The 21,228-nt window shown below is 62.1% G+C and carries 13 protein-coding genes; 11 read left to right on the top strand and 2 right to left on the bottom strand.

Annotation, left to right across the window (positions count from 1 at the left end):
* Positions 1–51: 51 nt before the first annotated feature.
* Together VLY81_RS09805 and VLY81_RS09800 are read right to left on the bottom strand one after the other, a co-directional pair.
* On the bottom strand, positions 52–870 hold the full coding sequence (locus VLY81_RS09805) for a flagellin N-terminal helical domain-containing protein (protein WP_324667977.1): 819 nt from the start codon (positions 868–870) through the stop codon (positions 52–54).
* 149 nt (positions 871–1,019) lie between these two features.
* On the bottom strand, positions 1,020–2,393 hold the full coding sequence (locus VLY81_RS09800; protein WP_324667976.1) for a hypothetical protein: 1,374 nt from the start codon (positions 2,391–2,393) through the stop codon (positions 1,020–1,022).
* 2,185 nt (positions 2,394–4,578) lie between these two features.
* Here VLY81_RS09800 and glf point away from each other — a divergent pair.
* From glf to VLY81_RS09745, 11 genes are all read left to right on the top strand, one after another.
* Positions 4,579–5,703, top strand: a complete 1,125-nt coding sequence (glf, locus tag VLY81_RS09795; protein WP_405001248.1) for a UDP-galactopyranose mutase — start codon at positions 4,579–4,581, stop codon at positions 5,701–5,703.
* Between the two features lie 3 nt (positions 5,704–5,706).
* Entirely contained in the window at positions 5,707–7,008 is a 1,302-nt protein-coding gene (locus VLY81_RS09790; protein ID WP_324667974.1) for an oligosaccharide flippase family protein, read from the top strand.
* A gap of 335 nt (positions 7,009–7,343) precedes the next feature.
* Positions 7,344–8,633 carry a glycosyltransferase family 4 protein gene (locus VLY81_RS09785; protein ID WP_324667973.1) on the top strand — a complete coding sequence of 430 codons (1,290 nt, stop codon included), beginning with the start codon at positions 7,344–7,346 and terminating at the stop codon, positions 8,631–8,633.
* 14 nt (positions 8,634–8,647) lie between these two features.
* On the top strand, positions 8,648–9,580 hold the full coding sequence (locus tag VLY81_RS09780; protein ID WP_324667972.1) for a glycosyltransferase family 2 protein: 933 nt from the start codon (positions 8,648–8,650) through the stop codon (positions 9,578–9,580).
* 1,481 nt (positions 9,581–11,061) lie between these two features.
* The gene (locus VLY81_RS09775) at positions 11,062–12,435 is read left to right on the top strand and encodes a nucleotide sugar dehydrogenase (RefSeq protein ID WP_324667971.1); all 1,374 of its coding nucleotides are present in this window, start codon (positions 11,062–11,064) and stop codon (positions 12,433–12,435) included.
* Between the two features lie 33 nt (positions 12,436–12,468).
* The gene (locus tag VLY81_RS09770; protein WP_324667970.1) at positions 12,469–13,425 is read left to right on the top strand and encodes an SDR family oxidoreductase; all 957 of its coding nucleotides are present in this window, start codon (positions 12,469–12,471) and stop codon (positions 13,423–13,425) included.
* A complete protein-coding gene (locus VLY81_RS09765; protein WP_324667969.1) occupies positions 13,422–14,558 on the top strand; it encodes a glycosyltransferase family 4 protein in 1,137 nt (378 codons plus the stop codon). The genes VLY81_RS09770 and VLY81_RS09765 overlap by 4 nt, the downstream gene beginning before the upstream one ends.
* A 401-nt stretch (positions 14,559–14,959) precedes the next feature.
* Positions 14,960–16,021, top strand: a complete 1,062-nt coding sequence (locus VLY81_RS09760) for an exopolysaccharide biosynthesis polyprenyl glycosylphosphotransferase (protein WP_324667968.1) — start codon at positions 14,960–14,962, stop codon at positions 16,019–16,021.
* Between the two features lie 386 nt (positions 16,022–16,407).
* Positions 16,408–16,998 carry a hypothetical protein gene (locus tag VLY81_RS09755; RefSeq protein ID WP_324667967.1) on the top strand — a complete coding sequence of 197 codons (591 nt, stop codon included), beginning with the start codon at positions 16,408–16,410 and terminating at the stop codon, positions 16,996–16,998.
* 25 nt (positions 16,999–17,023) lie between these two features.
* Positions 17,024–18,811, top strand: coding sequence for a GmrSD restriction endonuclease domain-containing protein (locus VLY81_RS09750; RefSeq protein ID WP_324667966.1), 1,788 nt, complete (start codon positions 17,024–17,026; stop codon positions 18,809–18,811).
* Between the two features lie 145 nt (positions 18,812–18,956).
* Positions 18,957–21,131: a nuclease-related domain-containing DEAD/DEAH box helicase gene (locus VLY81_RS09745; protein WP_324667965.1), complete on the top strand. Its 2,175-nt coding sequence runs from the start codon at positions 18,957–18,959 to the stop codon at positions 21,129–21,131.
* Positions 21,132–21,228 lie beyond the last annotated feature (97 nt).

Here is a 21,228-nt window from a genome sequence, read left to right as displayed (position 1 = left end):
TACACCGGCCGTGTCAATACTTGGGCGCCACTTCATGCCTCGAACGTAGCATTACACTCGTGGCGTTTTTCGGGAGCGCCTGCGCGTCATGACGGGCTTTGATCGCATCGAGGTGCCCCAACGAGGCCTGCAAGTGTAAAACTCCAGCCCGACGTACGAGCCGAGGTTGACCACCGTGCGCCCGGCCCGCGCGGCGATGACCCCCGTTTGGGCCCTCTGCGCGTTGATGCGCGCCACCACCTCGCCAACGCTGCGCGCCCCCGACAGGTCGATGCTGACCCCGTTGATGACCAGCCCGCCGCTGGTGAGGCTCAAGAGGCTGGTGTCGATGGCCTTGCCGTCGCCCCAGGCCGCTCCCACGTCTTCGGGGCGGGCGCTGGCGATGTTGACGACCATGCTCGCGTTGGCGTTGGCCCCGATGTGCAGTTTGCGCCCCTGGAAGCTGCCGTCCAGCAGGGTGTGCCGGTTGAACTCCGCGGATGTGGCGATGGCGCGGGCCTCCCGGATGAGCTGGTCGATCTCGTCCTGGAGGGCCGCCCGGTCCTGGTCCGTCAGCGTGTCGTTGGATGCCTGGACGCACAGTTCACGCATGCGCTGCAGGATGGCGTGGTACTCCTGCAAGGCGCCCTCGGCGGTCCGGACCAGCGAGATGCCGTCCTGGGCGTTGCGAATGGCCTGGTTGAGCCCGCGGATCTGGGCCCGCATCTTCTCCGAGATGGCGAGCCCGGCGGCGTCGTCAGCCGCCCGGTTGATGCGCTGACCCGAGGAGAGCCGTTCAAGGGTCTTGGAAAGTCCCGACGTCGTCTGGACGAGGTTGACCCACGCCCCCAGTGCCATGGCATTGGTGGAGATACGCACGGCACGCCCCATCAGCCGCGCCGTCCGTGAGCCGGAATCCTCGTCCGTGAGGTGGCTGCCCCTCCTCGAGATCGAGCCCGGACGAGGGGGACTTTAGGCCCCCGCTCGGAGTCCTATGTCCGGACGGGACCAGGAGCCGGCCAGGGGGGAGGATGGCCTCGCTACGCCACATCACGCCCCAGCTTGCGCAGCTCCACGACCAGGGACTCCCGGGCCTCGCGCAGGCGGCGGAAAGCCTCCGCCAGCCGGACGCTGTAGACAGGGCGCTCGTGGAAGTGCAACAGGACCTCCGCGGCGGCCTTGGCCCGGTCCTGGGATGTGCGGAGCAAGTGCTGCAGGCTCTGATACAGCCGGCCAGCATCTCGCTCGTTGACCCGGAGACGTCGGGCGACGTAGGCCGTCGCCACGTCCCGGCGGCGGGGCCAAAGCAGGCGAGCGAGCCAGGGCCGTGCCGTGCGCCAGATCGCTTGTCGCCTGCGACGGAGTGCATCCACGTGAGCGGCCAACGCCTCCAGATAGGCTTCGGCTGTCTCCTCTACGACCCGCCGGAAGCGCTCGGCTGCAGCCCGCGCACGACGCGCCTTGAGCCAGTTGGCCGGCCGCTTGCCGAGCGTGCTTCCGCCTAGAGCCCCCAGGATAGCGCCGATGACAGCGCCAACCGTCCCACCCAGGACGAAGCCGAGCGCGAGGCCCGCCTTCACCCCCGCTGTGCTGCCAACGCCGACGCCGGCGACATCGATGCCAACGTTCTTCAACGCAGTGGCGAGGTCCGTCCACCCCCGCGCCATCAGGACGACCTCTCTAAACCCCGAAACGGCCAGCGTGATCCACGGCACATGCGCCGCCAAGCCGCCCAGGTCACCGACCCCCTCGAGCGTCTCCCTGACCGACTGGGTCACGTCTGCGTGAGAGAGGTCGTGGTCGACCACGACGCCCGGGGCTTCGGCCAGTTCGTGAAGCTCCTGGGGTATGACCACCGGGATGTCCGGATAGGTGCTTAGATGCTCCCGCACCAGAGACGGATGGATCGTCGTCTTGACCTGCAGAGGCGAGCCGTCGACCAGGAGGTCGTACCCGGCCTGGTTGGGCGCCTCGGGGAACTCCACCACGTGCCCGTCCGCCACCAGGTGAGCGGCGACCTTCATCTCGCCCGTGTAGCCGACGAGCTGGCGGATCGCTCCTTCTCGGGCCGAGGGCTCCATCGCCTCGATGGAGCGCTGCCATGCCTCGACCTGCGCCCAGCTCGAGAAGTCCCCGCCGATGCGCTCGGCGGCCTCGAGGACGTCCGGGTCGATCATGGAGAGCGCGTAGATGGCCTCGTATGCCGTGATACCGGTGACCGCGGCCGCCTCGAGGGGGGCCCGCCGCCATCGTTGGGCCCGCTCGTGATAGTCGGCAAGATACCGATAGACGCCGTTGGCGTCCGGGTACACCGTGATGACCTGACTCAATTCCCGGTGGAAGCCCCGGACCCGGACGTAGCGGGCGACGAGGTAGACGGCCGCAGCCGTTCCGATGATCCACCAACTGACCACCCGGGTACCCTCCTCCGAGAGGTCGGAGCTCGAAAAGGGGGGTTTCCGATTGCTGAGGGAGATGTTACCATACGCAGCCATCTCGCGGCAGGCACTTGGGCTGCCGACTGGTGATGCCAAGGAGGGAGCGGGATGGCGGTGCGAAGCCGAGGGGACCTGCCGTCAGCAGACGACTTCCGCAACGCGCTGCGCCACGGAGCTAGGCGGCTATCCTGCCAAGGGCGGAAACCATCGGATGCCGGTCTGTTGCCACGTCATACGGGCGATGATGGGGCCTGGCGACGAGATCCTCTATTATCAGCCTCCGAAGGGCCTCGGTTCGACGCTCACCATCCGCTACCGCATCCCTCGCGGGTAGGCCTGGGCGTGACGGCGACGCGGTGGACCCTTTTCCGTGCGTCAGGGTGGGCCTCGGCGCCTCGGCTACCCCCTCAACCAGTAGCTCCACCGAGTGTACGATAGGATTCTTCGACCCGATCTTCATGGCCAGGTCTTCATGGCCAGGCTGGCGGAAGTTACGGGGGTGGCGCGCTTCATCCGGCAGGCGGGTCGGGAGCAGGAGTGAAACGCGCGCCGGCCGCTCCTGGCGGAGCGCTGAAGCGGGCGGCGTCGCTGCCAGGGTGCGTCACTTGTGGCCATCCCACCAGGTTCCTCGTCGGCACGCGCGGCCCATGTACGGCCCGGGCCTGCGAGGGCAAGGCTAACCTTCCGAGGCCCGTGCTCAGGGCCTGTGTGGACCAGCTTGGCCTGTTGTGCCCGCCCTGCGGCCAAGGGGGTAGCTGGCGGCCAAGTTGGGCCGGACGGCGCATTCCTGATGTGTAACCGATATCCAGATTGCGACTGAGCAGCCTTTCTAATGCACAAGAAGAGTCAGCCACATGATGCGTCACAGTAAGAGAAGGATCAACCACGCGCAAGCTCCTGAAGCTTTTTCTCGCGCCGCATGGCTTACTCGAACGTCGTCGTTAGAGCGCGTCAATCGCAACACCCTTCACAAACTCAGCCGGACAGTGCCATCACGCTTTAGGCGCGCCCGGCTGCCGTTGTCGGCGAAGGCGGGGCGGGCTTCACGTCAGGAGGAACTCTTGTCTCGGTCGTTCGACGGAACGTGACGGCCGCCGTCAGCTTGCGCGCTGGAGGTGCATCCGCATGAGCACGGGCCCTTGCGCGGGAGCCATTAGGTGCTCCAGCACGTGGCCGTCGACGGTGTTGGGCTCGGGGACGCCGTTGCCGTCTGTATTCGCGACATCATGGTTACGTCTTTGCCCACCGTCTCCGGCCACGATCGCGGGGCCGACGGGAACTTCTGGCAACGCCTACGTGACTACCCGCTGTCTGCGACGCGACACCCTCCAGCCCGAGAGCCAGGTGTGAGGCATCGGCCAGCAGGGCGGGCGCTGCGCCATCTGCAGTGCCGCGGTGACGCCCTCTCCGAGTCAACACGGCCACACCACGATCTTCGAGTCGGCTCCCACCGTGGGTCTCACAGTGCCTCTTCTCGCCGCTGAACGCCTGACTAGCGATGCTACCCGGTTCGCAGGGGTGCCGGATATCCCGCTGTAACACCCCGCCGTGCTCTTTGCCCCGCGCGACCTTTGTGGTGTTGCGGTGCGCCTGCGCCCCCTGGAGTGTCTCGGTGCTGCGCGGTACGTATGCCCGACTCGCTCAACGCCGGCGACGTGAAGCTCTATAGGCGTAGACAACTTGGGGTACGCCGTGCTAAGCCAGGGCCCGGATTCGGACCTCTGAGTGGGACCTGCACGCCCCTTTTTTGCCCGACGACGTCAGGCAAACCGCGGACATGGGCCGGTCGGTGTCCATGCAGGGGGTGAGCGTACTCACCGGAAAGTTCTCGGCCCTTCGCCCGGTAGACGAGATGGTACGACCGCTCCGTCGCCAGCGCCACGGGCGCGGTCGAGAGCCGATGCTGCTTACTCGCGGGGGCACTTGTTGATACTAGGGTCCGCGGACCGGCAGTGGGATGCTTTCCTCTCGTTTGCGGTGGGTCGCTAGGGAAGGGCGAAGAGGGGTTGGCATCGCAAGTTGAGTGCGACGGATCACTGTACTCGCGCAAGCAACGCGAGAAGCAGGAAAACCACCTGGTAACCCCGAAAGTGGCGGCCTCAGGCTTCGCTCCGAGCGGGCCCACGGGCTGATTGCGATAGGCGACGAGGGGTGACCCGGTGTGAGAGTGGATTGGGTCATTGTAGGGGCGGGCTTCACGGGTTGTACCTTGGCGGAACGCATCGCTTCTCAGTTGGGAGAGACAGTGCTTGTAATCGAGCGTCGTCGGCATGTCGCGGGCAACGCCTTCGACTACTATAATGAGCACGGGCATTTGGTTCACAAGTATGGACCTCATGTTTTTCATACCAACTCCAGGGAAGTGTGGGAGTATCTCTCTCAGTTCACTGAATGGCGCCCTTACTACCACAGGGTCGTCGCGGTGGTTCAGGGTAAGCAGGTTCCGCTACCATTCAACCTAGAGTCCCTTCAGCAATTGTTCCCGGCACGTTTAGCGAACATTTTCGAGAGACGCTTAGTTAGTGAGTTCGGCTATGGAGCGCGCGTCCCGGTACTGCGTCTCCTGGAGCACTCGGATAAAGTGTTGCGGTCACTAGGCCAGTACGTCTATGAACGAGTTTTCCTGGGCTATACAATTAAGCAATGGGGGCTTCGTCCGGAGGAACTTGATCCGAGTGTAACGGGTCGTGTTCCCATAGTGGTCAGTCGGGACTGCCGTTACTTTCAGGACTGCTTCCAGGCAGTGCCTAGCCTTGGCTACACCGCTCTCTTCCTCCGGATGCTTTCCCATGCGAACATACGAGTCTTGCTAGGCGCGGACTATAGGGATGTTCGCGAGGACATTCACTTCCGAAAGGGACTAGTGTATACTGGGCCAATTGACGAGTTCTTCGATTACAAACACGGCGCACTAGAATATAGGAGCATCCGATTCGAGTTCGTCACCTTAGATGAACCGATGCATCAGAAAGTAGCAACGGTAAACTATCCGGAGGACTACAACTTTACGCGAGTGACAGAGATGAAACACATAACTGGTCAACAAGCCCGGAAGACGACGCTCATACGAGAGTACCCTGAGCGCTATGAGCCGGGAGCTAATGAGCCCTACTATCCGGTGCCTCGGCCTGAGAATCGAGAACGATACAACCTCTATGCAGAAGATGCTCGCAGACTGGGCCGATCAGTAGTATTTGCAGGTCGCTTAGGAGATTACAAGTATTATAACATGGACCAGGCTGTGGCACGGGCTTTGAAGCTCTTTCGGGACCTTGCAAAGATGTAGAGGATGGGACCGTTCAGAGGCTTCGATTGGGCGAAAGGAAACGGAAACTCGGTGGCTCTAGAAGGGCTAACGGCGCGCCTCGGAGATCGAGTCGTTCGCAACGTCGTTGTCTTGTACGGTCGGGAGGTAGCCAACCGCTTTTTGCCCTTTGTTGCCCTGCCATATCTGGCTCGGGTTCTCGGTCCAGATGCTTACGGAAGCGTGCTGATGAGCCAATCACTGGGGGTTTGGTTGGCTATACTAGTTGAATATGGCTTCAGCTTGTCCGCTACCAGGGACATCGCGGCCTCGGAAGGTGATACCAAGTCTGAGGCTGATATCATCAGGGCGGTTCTCGGCGCCAGGACACTCTTGTTTGCGATTGCTGTCATCATGGCCATTCCAGCGTGGCTTGCCGTGTCCGAGTTTCGTACGACGCCGTCCTTAGTTACTTGGGCTTTGTTGTATGCCGCTGGCCAGGGATTTGATCCCTTCTGGTACTATCAAGGCAAGGAGTTCCCTGGACTCGCCGTCACCATTCAAATGTCGTTCCGAGCATTGGCAACTGTCGGGCAGTTTCTGGCCGTGCGCGGTCCCGAGGATGCGGTTCTTGTTCCAGCTCTGAATGCCTTGGCGGTATGTGCTAGCACGTTGCTGTCTCACGTATGGATGTACAGAAGCGCTCCCTTTCTAAAGCCGACGTATCACCTCGCCCGTCTCGCCCTCAGAAAAGGGCGGCCCATATTCATCTTTCGGGGGGCGGTGGCGCTATACACTAGTATAAACCCTGTTCTCCTGGGAGCCTTCGTACCTTCATCTTCTGTTGCAATGTTCGCAGGCGCCGAGAAGATTGCAAGGGGTATGCTGGGACTTGTCAATCCCATGGCCCAGGCGGTGTACCCGAGGCTTGCTGCACTGGCGGTGCGTGACATGGACCATGCGCGAGCTTTGCACCGTCTTAGTTTCGCTTTGACTCTTGGAGTTGGCCTTGCGCTGGGCGTGTTCGTTGCAGCCGGGGCTCCTCGGATCATTGTGTTGTTGTTCGGAGTTGAGTATGTCAATGCGATCCCAGTGCTCCGTATCCTCTCTGGGCTCATCCCAGCTGTTGCCATTAGTAACGCGCTTGGGATACAGTGGATGTTGCCGTTGAGACTCGATCGTGAATTCACTGCCATTATAGCCTCAGCTGGCTTGCTCAATTTGCTCCTGGCCCCTCTCCTTGCAGTGAAATTCGGTCCGGGCGGGATGGCTGCAGCGGCTGTGGTAGCGGAGGCATATGTCGCATTGGCAATGGGGGTTGTTCTGTTCGCCCGTCGATTGTGGTAAACTGCACGCTCAGGCTACCATGAATCCGGCCGTTAGACGGAATGTAGGAAAGCCCTTGAGTGTGGCAGGCCACATCTAGAAGCAGCTAAGATGCCACCGGCAATGTCGGTTCACCGTATGGGACGATGTCCTGGATGGCTACGGAGAATAGGAGTGAGCCTAGTAAACATCTGGGACGTTGAGGGCAGCATGAGGGGATTCTGAGGGCCTACGTGCTGTGTTGAAAGCAAATGATCTCCCGTCGCCAGACTGTCGACATACCCTAGTCAGCTGTAACCGACGGTTTCCGAGATTGACGGACGGGTGTCTTCGCAGCCTTGAAATGGAGGGAAGTCATGGAGGGTAGGCTCGCGATTGTTGTCTGTTTACCAAGGAGCCCGGTTCGCGGAACCGGTGGTGCGTATGGCGCGGCATATCTCCTACTTCGTGGCCTGGTTAGTCTTGGCTTGTCTCATGACGTGTATTTCCTACCATTGGGCACCGGGCGGCCCGTCCGCGTTGCTACATCCAATGATGTTGAGGCGATTGTACGAGAGATTAACCGAGAGAAGGCGCGTCTGCTTGCACGCTTGAAGACGCAAGAATGGATTTGGCGCAGAATCGAGGACGCCAGGCTACGCAGGGCTTTGGGCCTTGCTCGTAGGGGAAGAGAGCGGGCGCTTGCAGTGCTCGCTAGACTTCAACGCCAGTACTCGAGAGTCGTGGTCCACTGCCACGAGGTGACAAGCGCGTCAGTGATTGCCCGGTTGCTATCTAGTCTGGAACGTACACGGCTGGTTTTCACGGAGCACTCGCAGGGAGGGCTACTGCGGTACGGGGAACAGGTCTTTGAGTCTCGTTGGCCCGATCACCCGTTGTATCGTGAGCTTAAGGATGCCTATTGCCAGGCCATATCTCTGTCGTCCCGCTTGGTGTTTCCGAGCAACGGGGCCCGGAGTGCCTTTGAGACATATGGGATGAATCCGAGGCTGAACCCTTCTAAGGTAAGCATCGTCCCCAATGGGATCGAGGACCCTCTAGAGACCCTGAACGGCGTGCGGGCATTCGACGTGGGGCCACGTTTCTCTGAGAAGGACAGAGTTCTTATTTCGGTTGCGCAGCATCATCCTGACAAAGGCCTCGATACGGTGCTTGAAGTACTCGGCATCGTAAGGCGAAGAGAGCCCCAACTGGATTGGATGTATACGGTCATCGGCGGCTTTAGCGCGCTTACACCGCGGTTGCAACGACTAGCGAAACAACTGGGGATTGGAGATCGGGTAAGGTTTGCGGGGTACCTCCCTCATCCTGCAACCCTATCTGTGGTCGCGGAGTCGAGCATGTTCATTACTCTACCGAGGGTCACCGTCTTTGATCTTGCACTACTTGAGGCTATGGGTTTGGGAAAGGCCGTGGTGACAAATCTTGCGCGAGGTAATCTCGAAGCCCTTGGGGAGGATTATCCAGCCGTGGCGAGTTCAATAGAGGACCTAGCCACACTGGTTCTAGGGTTATTACGTAACGAGGAAGGCTTGACGAATCTGGGGCGGCGAAATCGAGCAAGGTTTGTTGCTCACTATACACTGGGAGCTATGGCTCGGCGGTATGTTGACCTATATGAACTCGTTGCATTCCAGAGGGGATAGAGGGCGGTGAACCAATGTCTGCCTTGCACGAAGACAAAGGCTGTCCGCTCGTGTCGGTAATCATCCCGACGTACAACAACGCGCATGTCCTACCGAGAGCTATCCGAAGCGTGCTGGCCCAGACTTACAGCAATTGGGAGTTAATCGTAGTGGACGATGGCTCATCAGACAACACAGCGGAAGTGATGGGTCAGTTCGAAGACCCGCGAATCCGGTACATACGGCACGACAACCCGGGGATGGGGCCAGGAGCGGCTCGAAACACAGGGTTGCGTCTTGCCCAGGGTGATTACGTGGCGTTTCTGGACTCGGACGATGAATGGCTTCCCGAGAAACTTGAAGCCCAGTTGGGCGTTTTTAAGCGCGCGTCGGAACGGGTCGGCGTAGTTTACTGTGGTGTACTGCGTGTGTACGATGGCACCGGGTTCCGCCGGACGCATATCCCGCGCGTCCGGGGAATGGCGCTTCAGGATGCTTTGGCGCTTGAGGTGGGCTGTACTCCTTCCACGACCATGGTGCGAAGGGCGTATTTGTCTCAGGTCGGGCTATTTGATGAGAGCCTAATGACTGGTGAAGACTTGGACATGTGGCTTCGTTTGGCTCGGGTTTGCTACTTCGACTTCACGGAGCACGTCTTGGTAATAAAGCACGAGATGGACAAGGAAAGCTCAAGGAGTCGAGTACAGCGAGTTGTTGCCGACCGAGAAAGGTTGTGGCGTAAGCACGGTCTTCTCTCTCTGGGAAGAACCCTGACAGGCCGGCAGTATGCGCTACTTGGGCACACCTTGATATTTGAGGGCAGCAGAACAGGGGCTCTGTACTTGCTCAAAGCGATAATGGCAGTCCCGTGGAAGGCTTGGCTGTGGGGTTTCTTGATGCTTTCAATTGTGTCGCCTGCCTTGTACCGAAGGACGGTCTTACGTCTTAAACAGCTACTGAACGCGTGACCCCCGTGAAGCAGACGCGGCAGGCAGGTGAAGACATACCAAGTGGGTCTGATAGTGCCCGTTGCGGCGTTACACTCAGTCTTATACGGCGTGGGTGCTCTGCTGACGATACGTCCGTATATAACGGTTTTTCACTACTTTCTACTGATGTATTGGGTGGAGTTCGCCGTCCACCCGATCCTGGCCTATCTAGTCGGGGGCTACGTCGCCTTCCCTTTTTCTTCCGGAGAGCCGGAGCTGGGAGAAGCCTACGTCACTGGTTTGTTGCTCCAATTGGTCTACTCAGCTGCCTATGTCGGTGGCTACCTAGCTACCACTTGGTCACGGCGAAAGAACAAGGCTTCGAAGACGCCGGATAGCCGTACTGTGGTGCCCTCTGGTTCATTTTCGTATGCTAGGGCTATGTTGTACGCCCTTGTAATTGGTGCCGGGACTCTAGGCGTGATACATTTGTTCACCAATGGAGCTTGGCTGGCCGGGAGACGAGCAACTGTCCTGCCAGACGCAGTCCCCCTCGGTGAATTCCTTTATCGACTGGCAGTGTACCCTCTTTCAGCAGTTACTCCACTTGCCTACTTAGCTATCCGAAAGGACTCCCGAAGCACCTTTGCTGCCGTCGTGGTGTCAACTGCCGCGTTCAGCCTACTCGCCCTTACTGGTAGACGAGGGGCATCTTTTGTCGGGATTCTGCTGATGCTCTTATTAGCGGAACGGTACCGGAGGCTGAGAAAGTGGCACATCGTTGTCGCAACAGCAGGGTTGGCCCTATTGGCCGTCATGTGGAAACCGCTGGCGAATGCTTTGTCAGGGGCAGGCCAGGTTGAGCTAGTACTGGAGCCTGCCCGGGTTGTCCGAACTCTTGTTTTGGGGTCGTTCGTCCAGAGTCAAGTATGGCTGGTAGCATTGCAGTTTGTAAGGTCGTACGGGTTCGACCCGATACGAACCCTCATGGGAATTCCGGGGGGAATTCTGACCCAAGGGTGGCGGAGGGAGCTTGGGGTCGCGCAGGCGTCAGATGCCCTGAATGCATTTTACTACGGGACCCTGTACGATGAGACAGGGTTTGGTTTTGGGGTGGGGAGCCCGATAGAGTGGTACCTGGGATTTGGGGCTCCGGGATTGCTGATCGGAGGGGTGTTCGGTGCGATTACAGCCCTAGTCGATCGTTCCCTGCTGAATAGTGGAGTCGTTCGCCCCAGTTATGTTTTTGTGGGCATGATTCCTTTTGTAACTACAGGATTCACGGCCGGATTATCGAAGTGCATTCAGGAAGCTCTTGTATACGTACTGTTAGGTCAAGGGTTCAACCTCTTGTGCAGACTTCGCCTACGACCTGCTCATTTGCAAGGGCAGTCAGTCCCCCTTCGACCCCGTGACCAGAGACTGGGACCTGTCAAGACTAGACTAACCTGAGCCGCGACTCGTGGCCGACGTCAAGCCAGGTAACGGTGCAGGGTGATGCCCTGTGAGGAGGGCTTTCCATGTACAGGTCGATTCGCGAACGCATTGACCGGCATGCAGCGACGGTTACTGTAATGGGTCAGGGATACGTGGGGTTGCCTTTGGCCCTTCGGTTAGCAGAAGTGGGCTTTCGAACGTTCGGATTTGACACAGACTCCACGAGAGCTAGTGCCTTACAGCAAGGGCATTCGTACGTGGTCGACGTTCCGGATAAGCGAGTTCGGATGGCGTTGTCGTCGGGTTACTATACTCCCACATCTGACGCAAGCGTGCTACGCTTGAGCGACGTTATCATCATCTGTGTGCCAACGCCACTTCGAAAGTCGCGGGAGCCTGACCTGTCGTACGTTGTTGGTGCCGTTGAAATGGTCAAGGAGCACCTGCGTCCGCCGCAGCTCGTCATACTTGAAAGCACTACATATCCAGGAACCACGAACGAGATAGTCGTAGGGAGGCTTGAAGAATCAGGCTACCGAGTGGGGCAGGACTATTTCGTATGCTTCTCGCCTGAACGGGTAGATCCCGGAAACAAACAATACGGGATTCACAACACTCCCAAAGTCGTTGGTGGCGTTACTCCGGCTTGTACTGACCTCGGGGCTGCCGTGTACCGGCACGTCGCGAACGAGGTTATTACCGTTAGTTCGGCCCGCGCTGCAGAGATGGTGAAGCTACTCGAGAACACCTTTAGGGCAGTCAACATCGGCCTCGTGAACGAACTCGCACTCATGGCAGAGAGGATGGGCATCGACATATGGGAGGTCATCGATGCCGCGGCGACCAAACCCTTTGGTTTCATGCCGTTCTACCCAGGTCCCGGAATAGGAGGTCACTGCATCCCGCTCGATCCCGTCTACTTGTCGTGGAAGGCGAAGCAGTACGGGTTCTATAACAAGTTCATTGGCCTCGCCACAGGCATCAACGCGAATATGCCGAGGCATGTGGTAGCGAAGGTGTCGGAGGCGTTGAATCTCATCGGCCGTGCACCCCATGGTGCGTCCGTCCTAGTGCTCGGAGTCGCCTACAAACGCGATGTAGACGACGTGCGAGAGTCTCCGGGAGTCGAGGTGTTTCACCTGCTGGAAGCGCAGGGCGCCCATGTAGATTTTTCCGACCCTCTGGTCGAGTCCATCCGTACGCCGGATGGACGGAGTGTGCGGCGCGTCGACCTCACGGACGAGCGGTTGAGATCCTATGACTGCGTCGTGCTCACCACCGACCACACTGCGTTCGACTATCACTGGATTGCTCGACACGCTCGGCTCATCGTGGACACACGCAACGCATTTCGCGGCATCAATGCACCCCATATCATCCGCCTCGGGGCTCCCACGCCGCACCCGGCGGAGTGGCAAGCCCGTATGGCGCTGAGAGTTTCCGTCGACGGTCAGTGACGAGGCGAAAGCCCAGGAGAGGTCGATGGCGTCTTGGCAAGATGCATCGTTACAGGCGGAGCGGGATTCATCGGGTCGCACCTGGCGGAGGCGTTAGTGCGAGCAGGCCATCACGTCGTCGTGGTGGACAATCTCTCGACGGGACTCGAGGAGAACCTCGCGGCGTTCCGGAAGGAGATCGAGTTCGTCCACGGGGACGTACGGGACACGGAGCGGATGCGGCAGGTATGCCGGGGGGCGGAGGTCGTCTTCCATCAAGCAGCGCTCCCGTCGGTGCCGCGCTCTGTGGCGGACCCCTGGAGCACCAACGACCACAACGTCAACGGTACGCTGAGCATGCTGATGGCCTCTCGAGACGCAGGGGTGCGGCGGTTCATATACGCAGGCTCGTCGTCCGCCTACGGCGACACTGACGAACTCCCCAAGCGGGAGACGATGCCCGCAAGACCTCTGTCACCCTATGCTGTTTCGAAGTATGCCGGGGAGCTTTACTGCCAGGTGTTCCACCGGGCTTACGGCCTGGAGACGGTCGTGCTACGGTACTTTAATGTCTTCGGCCCTCGGCAGAATCCCGATTCGCCCTACGCGGCAGTCATTCCCAAGTTCATCCAAGCCATGCTACGTGGTGAGCGCCCGACGGTCTTCGGTGATGGCGAACAGACCCGAGACTTCACCTTCGTCGCAAACGTGGTGGACGCGAATCTTAGAGCTGCTGAAGCTGATGCCGAGCGGGTGGCTGGAGAGATCTTCAACGTTGGCATGGGCTCTCGTACGAGCCTCAACCAGCTCTTGACGTGGCTGACGGAGCTTACTGGGCAGACGGCGGGAGCGGTCTATGGCCCTCCTCGCGTGGGTGACGTCAGGGATTCCCAAGCTGACATCTCCAAGGCGAGGCGGGCATTTGGCTACAGTCCGTCCGTGTCTCTGTATGAGGGACTGCGACGAACGTTGGCCTGGTTTCGTGAGAGGGAGTTCCTGCGTCAGTCATGAGCAAGGTGGCCGTCGTGGCGAGCTATGCTCCGTCCCTGGTTCGTTTCCGCGGGCACTTGCTGCGTACGCTCGTCGACATGGGGCACACCGTGTATGCGTTTGCCCCCGACATTGATGGAAAAGTCGAGTCGTGGCTCCGTGACGCGGGCATTATAGCCCGGAGGTTCTTCCTACAGCGGACCGGTATGAACTTCGTGGCGGACATGCGGAGTATCAGCGAGCTGCGACGACTTTTCTTGTCGGTACAGCCGGATGTGGTCTTGGGGTACAGCGTTAAGCCCGTGGTATACGGGTCTTGGGCTGCCAAGTTGGCAGGCGTTCGGCGAATCTGCTCGCTTATCAGCGGGCTCGGCTATGCGTTCAGCGGCGATTCCTGGAAGCACAAAGCGCTCCGGGCCGTGGTGCGTCGGTTGTACAAAGAGGCGTTGCGCTGGAACGACGTCGTTATGTTCCAGAATCCGGATGACATGGAACTTTTCAGACAGGGAAGAATCGTGCCGGATTCGGCGAGAATCGTGGTCGTGAGAGGGTCTGGTGTGGACCTCGATCACTTTCGTCCGACTCCTCTCCCTCAAACTGGCATGACCTTCCTAATGATTTCCAGATTGTTGAAGGAGAAAGGGGTCGAGGAATACGCCGAAGCCGCGCGGATCATCCGTTCGAGGTATCCTGAGGCTCGATTCCTTCTGGTTGGGCCGATGGACAGCAATCCAGGCGGAATAAGTCCAACGGACTTGCAGAGATGGACTGCGGGGGGCTTTGTGGAGTACGTCGGAGAGGTTGACGATGTACGCCCCTACATCCGCCAGTCTACCGTGTATGTGTTGCCGTCGTACCGGGAAGGTACCCCTCGGTCAGTGCTGGAAGCGATGGCGATGGGCCGCCCTATCGTCACGACCGATGTGCCCGGCTGCCGGCAAACGGTTGAGGATGGGCTCAACGGATTCTTGGTGCCTCCGCGGGATCCTACTGCGCTGGCGAACGCCCTGGAACGTTTCATCGTCGATAGCAGGCTTGCTTCCCGCATGGGGCAGGCGAGCAGGCGGATGGCAGAAGAACGATTCGACGTTCGGCAGGTGACCGCGGCCATGCTGGATGCTATGGAATTGCTTGTTCAGCCACGTGGGAGATAGGGCTGCCCCACGGCTGTTCCGGGTTTCAATGCTCGGAGCAACCAAAGGACGGGTGCCGCCACGCAAGCCAAAGGGTGGAGGCGGGAATGCATAGAGATCGACATATCCGGCTCTCGACTGCGCGCCTGCGCGAGCCACACCGCTCCGTGCGGTGGCCGTGGGGGCTTGACCTGGCCGTGTCAATGACCTTCGCGGCAGGGGTCTACTTCCTCGCACTTTGGGTTCGGTGGGGTGGCCACGTTCCTCCGGCCCTTTGGTCTCAATCCGCATACGCGGCAGCGGGGGGCGTGCTTGGCTTCCTCATCGGGGGCAATCTTGTTGGGCTGTGGAGCCGACAGCGTTCCTGGGCCTTTGTGGCCTACGCTGCAGCCGTGACATCGCTGGCGTCGGTCCTTACGGCAATGGCCGCCACCTACGCCTTTCGTGCCGTGTCCCTTCCTCGCCTCACCTTTGCTTGGGCAGCTCTACTCCTGTGGGCGGGCATCGTGGTATGGAAGGGCTTCATTGCCTTCCTGCTCGATCGGTGGGAAAAGGTACCCGCCGTTGCTTCCGCGCGAGTGGTGCAAGTCTTGGACCTCGATTCCATCACTCTGGACCGCAAGGCAGCGCTGCAAGGCATCCTGCTGCTGCCAAACGCACGCGAGGTGATTCTGGCATCGAGCCGGCTACTGGACGACTCGGACCGACTGCTCTTGGAGATTCGAGCTCGAGCGTGTGACTGGCCCGCGGTGCTCTTCAAGCGAGTTATCGACATCGTGGTCAGCGTGGTCGGCCTCGTGGTGCTGTCGCCGGTTTACCTCGTGGGCATGCTTGCGATCCGGCTGGACTCACCGGGGCCCGTGCTGTACCGGCAAACCCGGGTTGGGCAGGGCGGGCGTCCGTTCGAGCTCATCAAGCTCCGAACCATGGTTGACCGAGCCGAGGAGCACACGGGCCCTGTACTGGCTTCTCGCGACGACCCCCGTATTACGCGGGTGGGACGGTGGCTTCGGGCGTTTCGAATCGACGAGCTCCCGCAGTTGATCAACGTCCTTCGGGGAGAGATGAGCATCGTAGGACCTCGTCCGGAGCGCCCGGAATTCGTGCAGGAGTTTCGCAAGACGATAGAAGGCTACGACTTGCGACATCTCGTCAAGCCGGGCATCACAGGGCTGGCTCAGGTACATGGGGACTACGATGCGGCGGCGGAGGACAAGCTTCGGTTCGACCTTGTCTATGTGTTCTTGTGGAGCCCTGTGCTGGAGTTGAAGATCATCCTCCAGACAATCGGCATCATGCTGACACCCGCACGGGGTCTCGGGTCCCGCACGAGAGTCGCCCCACCTCAAGCGCGGGCCGTTGAGCCAACCACCAACGGGAGTGCGATGGCAGAGGTGGCGGCCGCGGTGGACGGTGGTGGGCGCCGCGACGGCGTGCAGGGAGAGCCGGCCGCGATACAGGGCGACAGACTGAGCGAAAGGTAGGCGCTCTCCCCGCTACCAGGGGATCGAGTACGTAATGGGTAGTAAGACTGGTTGCGCCAACGTCCTGGGCAGCCGGGGCAGGGTGGAGGAGATTCTCCGGGAGGCGCTGGCCGAGGGGCGGGACCTGTATGTGCCCCCCTCCCAAGATTCGCCGCTTGTTCCTGACCATCCCCGAACTGGTGGCACTGGTGGTCCAGGCCCGGGAGATGGGGTAGAGCGGCGGCGGGTACGCCTCGCGGAACCGAGGCCGGGCGACAAGATGGCCGAGCAGCTAATCGGGGAACGTGAACTGGTCGTGCCCACCGCCCACTCCAAAATAACGCGGCTCGAGAAGCCCTCTCGGGAGTGCGATGCCCCGATCACTCGGCGGGAGAGGATCTACATCGATGGGTGAGGTCTGGCGATTCAAGAGACAGACCGCCGGGGCCGTGACGGCCTGGTGGCTCTTGTGCGACATCCGCCGACGGCAACAGTCGTTGCGCGCCCGGTGGCACCGGGTGTCCGCGGAGGAGATCGAGCGGGAACTGCTGGCCATCGCGCAGCGCCTCATCGACGTGGTGCCGGTGCTGCTGCCACGATTCTTCGGGGCATCCGAGGGCAATGGCCGGGGGTCCAATCGCAGTGACGCCCATGCGCTCGATGGCCAGGTAGCGTCCGTTGATTCATCGATGGTGCCCAACGGCCGCCGTCGCGGTCTGAAGCCCTACGCGGTCGGCGCGTTCGCAGTGGCGAGCGGGCCGGTTCCTGACGTGTGCCGCATCCTCGGCCTGATCCCCATGTCTTCCAGCGGCAAGGGCTTCTCGCCGCCCGAAAGCCGGCAACTCAAGCGGCCGTCCGCTCGTCCGTCCTCCAGACCGACCGACCGCCCCGCGCGCTTCGCCTTCCTACAGCGGGAAAGCCAGCGCCTTGCCGACGACCTGCACCGGGTGCTGAAACAGCTCGGCCTGGCCGATGAGAGGACTGGTGCCTCCTCGTAGCCCAGTGAAAGGGGGGGGGTGACGCATGAACGGTGCTGCCGAGTTCGACAGCACCAAGAAGCAGCTGCACCAGTCGCTCAAGGACATCGCCGAGGGCAAGATCCAGCTCCCAGACTTCCAGCGCGGCTGGGTCTGGGACGATCACCGCATCCGCAGCCTGCTCGGCAGTGTCGCGAAGTCGTATCCCATCGGCACCCTCATGATGCTGGAGGCGGGCAATCAAGAGGTGCGGTTGCGCCCCCGGCCCATCGAAGGCGTCGCACTCAACGGGGCGGTCCAGCCTGAGCTCTTCATACTTGACGGGCAACAGCGACTGACGGCGCTCTACCAGGCCCTCTGCTCGGGCGCTCCTGTGGAAACTCGGGACGAAAAGGGCAAACCCGTCAAGCGCTGGTACTACATCGACATCGCCAAGGCGCTCGACGACCGTGTCGACAAGGAGGAGGCCATCGTCGGGCTGCCCGAGGACCGGATCATCCGGGGCTTCGGCGGTGAGATCGTCCTGGACGTCTCTACTCCCGAGGTGGAGTACGAGAAGGGGCTATTCCCCCTCTCCAAGGTGTTCGACTGCGCCGAGTGGCGGTGGGCCTACGCCGAGTACTGGAACCACCATCCCGAGAAGACGCGCCAGTTTGACCGATTCGACCGTGAAGTCATCAAGCGGTTCGAGCAGTACTGGGTGCCGGTGATCACCCTCAGTCGGCAGACCCCGAAGGAGGCCGTCTGTCAGGTCTTCGAGAAGGTCAATACGGGTGGCGTCCCGCTCACCGTATTCGAGCTCCTCACGGCCATTTACGCCGCTGAGGACTTCTCCCTTCGAGCCGATTGGGAGAAGCGTCGCAAGGAGATGAGCCGGGAACCTGTGCTACGCACGGTAGAGGCCACCGACTTCCTGCAGGCCGTCACGCTGGTGGCCACCTATCGGGCCCGAGAGGCGCAGTTGAGCCAGGGGATGGATCCGAGAGCGGCCCGCCCGGTCAGCTGCAAGAGGGGTGACATCCTTGACCTGCCCCTGCGCACCTATCAAGAGTCGGCGGACGCGGTGACCGAAGGCTTCTTGAAGGCCGCACGTCTGCTCTTCTCGCAGAAGATCTCTCGGACCAAGGACCTTCCCTACCGGACGCAGCTAGTACCCCTGGCCGCGATCCTGACGGTCCTCGGCCCGGAGGCAGACCTGGATGGGGTCAAGGCCAAGATCGTCCGGTGGTACTGGTGCGGGGTACTGGGGGAGCTATACGGGGGCGCTCTGGAGAGCCGATTCGCTCGGGACCTGCCCGAGGTGGTGGAGTGGGTGAGGGGCGGCGCCGAGCCCAGTACCGTGCGAGACGCCAACTTCATGCCGGAGAGGCTGCTCACCCTGCGCACCCGCAACAGCGCCGCCTACAAGGGCCTCTATGTGCTGTTGCTGAGGGAGGGCGCCCTGGACTTCCAGTCGGGTGAGCTCATCGCAGATCGGGCTTACTACGACGACACGATCGACATCCACCACATCTTCCCACGGCGCTGGTGCGACGAGCAGGGGATCGACCCGCAGCGGTGCGAGAGCATCGTCAACAAGACGGCGCTGTCATCTCGAACCAACCGGGAGATCGGAGGGACGGCCCCGAGCATCTACCTGCCGCGCCTGGAGAAGAAAGCGGGCATCACGCCGCCGCGCATGGACGAGATCCTCCGAAGCCACCTCATCGAGCCGTCGGCCATACGGCAGGACGATTTCGACGCGTTTTACAGGGCCCGGGAGTCGGCCCTGCTGCGCTACATCGAACGGGTGATGGGCAAGCCCGTGGCGGCAAGCCCTGAGCCGGCTGCGTAGTCTTCCGAAGAGCCTGCGGCGTCCTGACGGGCCCGACCGACAGCAGGCCGAGGCGTGGAGCCAGGGCGCCGACCCGCCGACCCCTTGATGTCTGGCGTTCGCCTCGATACCGGAGGACCCCGCCGGGTGCAGGCGAATCGACAGGATGGAAGGTAAGGGGGGCGAGGGCGCGGCCATGGCGCGCATCTTTCCGGAGAGCCCGGTGGGATTGCGGAGCGACGCCGAACGGCGCTTCTATGAAGCGTGCGCGGCGCTTCCCCACGACTGGGTGGTCTTCGCCAACGTGCTGCTGGTGGAACGCCAGTACGAGGGCGAGGCCGACTTCGTCGTGGCCCATCCAGACGTCGGGATCGTCGTGGTGGAGGTCAAGGGCGGCCAGGTGGGCTTCGAGCCGGCCGCGGGCCGCTGGTATAGCATCGACCGGCACGGCGTGCGCCACGACCTGGGATCCGGCCCCTTCGAACAGGCGCAAGCCAACGCCCACCATCTCATCAAGCGACTGGCCTCCATCCCGGTGACCGCCCACCACCGCTACCCCTTCGCATGGGCGGTGGCGCTGCCCGACGTCGAGGTGCCGGGCTCCCTGGGCCTCATCCCGCCGGAGCTCATCCTCGATCACGACGCCCTGGCGGACCTGCCGCAGCGGCTGCGCCGCGCGGCGGCCACCCTGGTGCGCCGGCCGTGGGAGAGCCGGGCGGTGGGGGATCGGGCCGTCGAGGCCCTGGTGAGGGCCCTGGGACAGTCCATGGTGGCCCGGCGCCCGCTGCGGATGGAGATCGACGAGATCCAGACGCAGATCCTGCAGCTGTCCGAAGAGCAGTACACCCTGCTCAAGGTGCTGGGCAACCGGCGAGAGGCGGCCGTCTCGGGGTGCGCGGGCTCGGGCAAGACCTTCCTGGCCACCCGGCTGGCGCGCAAGCTGTACCGGCAGGGCTACCGGGTGCTGCTGACGTGCTTCAACCGGCCGCTCTCCGACTGGCTGGAGGAGACCACCTACGATGAGCTGCGCCACGAGGAAGGCGGCTCGGTCGAGCTGGAGCGCCTGGTCGTCAAGAACTACCACCAGCTCTGCCAGATGCTGGCCGGGCGGCACGGGGTGCCCGCGCCGAGGGACACGACGGGCCCGAGAGACCCCGCGTGGGCCGAGACGTTGCACCAGGTGGCCGGCCTGATCGGCCCGCAGTTCGACGCCATCATCGTGGACGAGGCTCAGGACTTCGCCGCCGAGTGGTGGGTGCCGCTGCTGGAGCTGCGGGAGCCCGGCGGGTACCTGTACGTCTTCCTCGACGACAACCAGCGCATCTACGCCCCCCGGCCCGAGGAGCTGCCCGTCCACGAGCCTCCCTTCTGGCTGCCCCGCAACATCCGCTTCACCCGCAAGATCCACGAGGTGGTGCTGCGCTTCTACCGGGGCGAGATGGAGCCGGAGCCGCCGCCGCTGGAAGGGGAGGCGCCCGACATCCGGCCGGGGGTCGGGGTCCGCCAGGAGCCCCGACTGCTGCAGAGGCTGCTGCACGAGGTGCTGGGGGAGGGGAAGGTCCCGGCCCAGGACGTGGTGGTGCTCACCCCTGCCGGGCAGGAGCGGTCGGTGCTGCGGGAAGGCATGCGGGTGGGCAACTTCGTGCTGACGTGGCAGCCCGCGCTGGCACGGATGGGCGCCCCGTACGTCCAGGTCTCCACCATCCACCGGTTCAAGGGGTTGGAGCGTCCGGTGGTGATCCTGGTGGAGCTGGAGGCGTTGGAGGGGTGGGACGCTACGAGGCGCCAGATGCTGCTGTACGTGGGGCTGTCGAGGGCGTCGGCGAGGCTCTACGTGCTGGGCGGGCGGCCGGAGTGGTTCGAGGGGGCGGAGGAGGCGGCGGGCGTCGGTAGGGTGGCGAGCTTCGAGGAGCAGGTGCGGCTGGAGGAGGAGCTGGAGCGGGCGGTCGAGGGCGGCGGCCGGCGTGAGGATGGGGAGGTGGCGGCCCGGACGGCGGCGGAGGCGCCGGCGATGGCAGCGGCCGCGATGGCGACGGTCGAGACGGCTACGCCTGAGCCGGGCGTGAAGCCGAAGCCCGAGTCGGCGTCCACGCCGACGCCTGACGAGCCGGCGCCCGAGATCGAGGCGGTGTTCATTGAGTGCGATCCGGTGGCATTCGAGGGCAATCCGTCGGTGGCGGCGTTCGTCGGGTCAGGGCGGGCCTACGTGGTCAACGAACCCCCGGGCTTGGTCGTGCAGGCGTGGGATGGCCGGCTTCCCGCTGGCAGGTTGCGCATCGTGCGGCGCGTGCGCCCGCTGCCGTTCACCCGCTCGGCGTGGCTGGTGGTGGTGAGGGGGTAGAAAGGGGCCCCTCGTCGTAGTCGGGGCCGGGCCGTGTGGATAGCCGATCCGTGGTGCCATCAGGACGCTGAAGGCAACCTGGTCTGGCAGCCAACGT

This window comes from Limnochorda sp. LNt, assembly GCF_035593265.1.
GTDB classification, from domain to species: Bacteria; Bacillota; Limnochordia; order Limnochordales; family Geochordaceae; genus Geochorda; species Geochorda subterranea.
Note: the sequence above shows the minus strand (reverse complement) of the source record. Positions and strands in the feature narration are given on the sequence as shown.

Bases quoted from the DNA above. Each gene is read 5' to 3' on its own strand.
- VLY81_RS09805 (WP_324667977.1), bottom strand. From the start codon at position 870: ATGGGGCGTGCCGTGCGTATCTCCACCAATGCCATGGCACTGGGGGCG.
- VLY81_RS09755 (WP_324667967.1), top strand. From the start codon at position 16,408: ATGGGTGAGGTCTGGCGATTCAAGAGACAGACCGCCGGGGCCGTGACG.
- VLY81_RS09775 (WP_324667971.1), top strand. From the start codon at position 11,062: ATGTACAGGTCGATTCGCGAACGCATTGACCGGCATGCAGCGACGGTT.
- VLY81_RS09790 (WP_324667974.1), top strand. From the start codon at position 5,707: ATGGGACCGTTCAGAGGCTTCGATTGGGCGAAAGGAAACGGAAACTCG.
- VLY81_RS09785 (WP_324667973.1), top strand. From the start codon at position 7,344: ATGGAGGGTAGGCTCGCGATTGTTGTCTGTTTACCAAGGAGCCCGGTT.
- VLY81_RS09760 (WP_324667968.1), top strand. From the start codon at position 14,960: ATGGCCGCCACCTACGCCTTTCGTGCCGTGTCCCTTCCTCGCCTCACC.
- VLY81_RS09765 (WP_324667969.1), top strand. From the start codon at position 13,422: ATGAGCAAGGTGGCCGTCGTGGCGAGCTATGCTCCGTCCCTGGTTCGT.
- VLY81_RS09780 (WP_324667972.1), top strand. From the start codon at position 8,648: ATGTCTGCCTTGCACGAAGACAAAGGCTGTCCGCTCGTGTCGGTAATC.
- VLY81_RS09750 (WP_324667966.1), top strand. From the start codon at position 17,024: ATGAACGGTGCTGCCGAGTTCGACAGCACCAAGAAGCAGCTGCACCAG.
- VLY81_RS09745 (WP_324667965.1), top strand. From the start codon at position 18,957: ATGGAAGGTAAGGGGGGCGAGGGCGCGGCCATGGCGCGCATCTTTCCG.